Here is a 3,403-nt window from a genome sequence, read left to right on the forward strand (position 1 = left end):
AAGTTCGCATTATGTATATTATGTTAAATTAACTATGAGTTAGCTTGGATTCTGATGCGTTTTGCTCCCCTTACTAACTTTAAGGTGGCTCAGATTAAACATAACTGCATTTACCATAAAATACCTAATAATCAGTTTGTTAATCTACGATTTCCAAACCAATTATTAGTATTAACGATCATTGTTTGTTTCTAAAATTCGTCCAATGGTTTCGATTATCTCTGCACTTCGGATTGGCTTGGCTACAAAGTCATTCATACCGGCGTTGATACATAACTGCTGATCTTGCTCCATCGCATGCGCTGTCAAAGCAACAATTGGTGTGTTCAGTCCCCGTGCTCGAATGGCTTTTGTGGCGGAAATGCCATCCATGACTGGCATTGAGATGTCCATAAGAATAATGTCTGCCTGACCGCCGTTGGCAAAGAAATCCAGCGCCTCGCTACCATCATCTTTCGTGATCACAAGGTAGCCTTCTTTTTCCAAAATCAGCTTGATCACCATTTGATTGGTTTTGGTATCTTCTACCACAACAACTTGTTGCTTCTTACTTTCGTAGCGTTTTGGCGTGTCACGCTCTGGAATGCGTTCTCTGCATCTGGATTGCAAAGGCAAAGACACCTTAAAAACAGATCCCAAACCTGGTGTACTCTCGACATCAATATTGCCGCCCATCAAACTGACCAAATGTTTAGTAATGGTCAGTCCGAGGCCTGTCCCACCGAAATTACGCGTGATCGAGCTATCTGCTTGTTTGAATGGACTAAATAGGCTCTCAAGAATTTGGGGCTCGATTCCTATTCCGGTATCACAGACTTCAAGGATCAGTTGAGCGCCTGTCGCTTTAAGTGACACGGTCACAAGTCCGTTGCCAGTAAATTTAATTGCGTTCCCCACAAGGTTGAAGACGATTTGCGAAAAACGCGTCGGATCTAGCCAAAAGTCCCGATGGCTTTCAATATCCGTATCGGATTGGAATATCAGCCCTTTTGCTTTGGCAGACTGCTTTAAGTGTATCAACGCTTTATCAAATTCGGAGCGTAGATCAATCCACTGACTATTAAGATCAAAATGACCGGATTCAATTTTTGTGAAGTCGAGAATGTCGTTAATGATCACCAGAAGTAGCTCAGCAGATGCGCCCATCTGTTCGAGCAGCTTGAGTTGTTGCAAAGAGGAAGAGTCGGCTCGCATTACGTCAATCAGGCCAAGTACGGCGTTAAGGGGGGTCCGGATTTCATGGCTCATCATCGCCAGAAACTGAGATTTCGCCTGATTGGCTTCCACTGCTTTTTGTTGAGCTAATTCAAGCTCTTGAGTTCGGATCTCGACCAGCGTCTCCAGGCGTTCTTTGTTCTCTATATCAATGATAGCCCGCTCGAGTAATGGCCGAAAACGTGACAGGGTGTCACGAACAGGAATGCTGAACTGCCCTTTTCTTCTGCCAAATAGCATAATGACAAACTGGGACACCTGGGCTTTGACACCCGTGACCAGCGCAGACTGAATCTCTTGTCTGGCAAAAGCGTTGAGTTCCTCGAACTCTTTAAGTGTGGATGGCTGGAACAGAACAATACAGTCACCGTTAAGAACACGATTGAATTTGTTGTCGCTCTTCCATACGTGTTTAGCAAAGACACTGTTTGAGGTCAGCAGTGTTTTGAAATGTGCTTCGTCTTTGTCTTTTGTAAGTACGACAAAATCGTCAAATGCGATGTAAGGCAATAAAACACGATGCAGTTCGTGGAAAATCTGATGTTTGTTTTTCGCGCAAGTAATGCTGGATATCCCTGCGAGTATGGCACTGTTTTCCTCTGCCAGTCTGGCTTCTCGTTCCCGGCTTCTGTTTAATTCGACGAGCAGTTCACTCAATTGTTCTTGGTTTTCTAATTGCATCGTTTTTTGTCTTTCACCTTGAGCGATAAAACCTGGCTGCGGAAATCATCAGGTTGCCATGGCCATTCTCACCCCCGGCAAATCTGCCTTGTTCGCCAAACGTAAAAGGACAAATAAATGGTGTATTGGCGGCTTCATGTTTGAGGTTTGCGTAGACCCGTTTCATGTCTTCTCCCAGATACAACATTGGTCCTGCACACATAATGCAGAGGATCCCCAGAGTATGGGAGTTCAGGTGATTTTTTCTATTTGCTTCTTGGAGCACTCGCGCTCCTCGGCTAATCAGTTGCTCTCTGTCACCGGACATTAAAGTAATTGCATCTCCGGGACGAATATCAGTAAAGAGCAATAGCCCCTGTTTTTGACTGATTCGTATTGGATGAGACAATTTATAATAAGGCTGAGCATAGACGTGACCAGCGATACGTCCCAGAGGATACTGAGTGACTAACTCAAACACGAAATGTGGTGGTACTGACACACCGGCGTGGTCACTGATCCATTCTCGATAAATCTTTTGTGCGGGTTCGCCGTCAATTTCCAGCAGTTCCCTGCCTTTGGCCTTAGTCACAGTGCCGGTAAATTCAGTTGGTGAATAACCAGCGCTGAAGTTCGTAGAGAGCTTTTCTGATGGGAAAAATACCTGAAGTGCTATGCCGCGGGTTGTGTGCGCTTTTTCCGTAAATATTGACCAATGGCCTTTGATGCCATTGTCAGCGGCACTGCCACCGATAATTGGTACTGGCACGTGAAATTTGGAGTCGATCGCATCAATGATTTTTTCTTCGAAACCCGGAGTGGCGTGAGCGATGACAAATCCTGGTACTTCGCCTTCACGCTCCGCTTTTTTGAGCGCTTTATCCAGGGTTACGGAGACTAAATCAGGTATGTCGGAATCATCGTATACCTGACTTAGAGCAGATCCATACGCACTGGACTTACTGTCGTAAATAGCGGCCAGTCCGACGACGGGTCCCCAGTGAAGCCCTTTTTCTGTCATGAGCCCTCTGCATGTCGAGGCGCCGATAACAGGAACATGGTCAGGCAAACGTTTCGATAGCTCCATACGGAGCTTGCTGGGGTCGTAATCTTGAGTGTAGTAACAGATGACGCTCGCCAGATTTTCAACATCCAGTTCAGAGAGCATGTCATCTGCCACCATGGACTCTTGCGGTTTGTGAGATACGCGAGTCTTAAAGTGCATGACGGGCATAAGATCTTAAGTTTCGTCTCTTATACCTTAATTCTAATCATCATCCTAGTATTTCATAGTGAAAAGTTTGTTTGCTCGTTCAATTATTTCGCGAAGATCAATTTATAACGGCTTCCCTCGTCAGAGAGAATTTCTACCTCAGGTAATTGGTCAGGAATACTAATTGCAACTACATGTGTATGTTCGGTTGGTTGCGTGATGGTGAGGGAATCTTTCTCAGCGATTTTCCAGTTTTTAGGTAGGTTGGAGATGACAATTGACCTTCTGACTGCCAGATCGCAGTGAACGGGTGAT

3 protein-coding genes are annotated in these 3,403 nt (G+C 45.2%); all 3 read right to left on the reverse strand.

Going from position 1 to position 3,403, the window contains the following annotated elements:
• Positions 1-171: 171 nt before the first annotated feature.
• Positions 172-1,896 carry an ATP-binding protein gene (locus CAG65_RS17930; protein ID WP_161454503.1) on the reverse strand — a complete coding sequence of 575 codons (1,725 nt, stop codon included), beginning with the start codon at positions 1,894-1,896 and terminating at the stop codon, positions 172-174.
• A gap of 13 nt (positions 1,897-1,909) precedes the next feature.
• Positions 1,910-3,058 carry an FIST signal transduction protein gene (locus CAG65_RS17935; RefSeq protein WP_237668850.1) on the reverse strand — a complete coding sequence of 383 codons (1,149 nt, stop codon included), beginning with the start codon at positions 3,056-3,058 and terminating at the stop codon, positions 1,910-1,912.
• A gap of 134 nt (positions 3,059-3,192) precedes the next feature.
• A partial coding sequence (locus CAG65_RS22310; protein WP_237668851.1) for a hypothetical protein occupies positions 3,193-3,403 on the reverse strand: 211 nt, incomplete at its 5' end.

It is taken from the genome of Vibrio sp. V39_P1S14PM300 (assembly GCF_009904765.1).
GTDB classification, from domain to species: domain Bacteria; phylum Pseudomonadota; class Gammaproteobacteria; order Enterobacterales; family Vibrionaceae; genus Vibrio; species Vibrio proteolyticus.

Coding starts and splice junctions, on each gene's coding strand:
- CAG65_RS17930 (WP_161454503.1), bottom strand. CDS start 1,896: ATGCAATTAGAAAACCAAGAACAATTGAGTGAACTGCTCGTCGAATTA.
- CAG65_RS17935 (WP_237668850.1), bottom strand. CDS start 3,058: ATGGTGGCAGATGACATGCTCTCTGAACTGGATGTTGAAAATCTGGCG.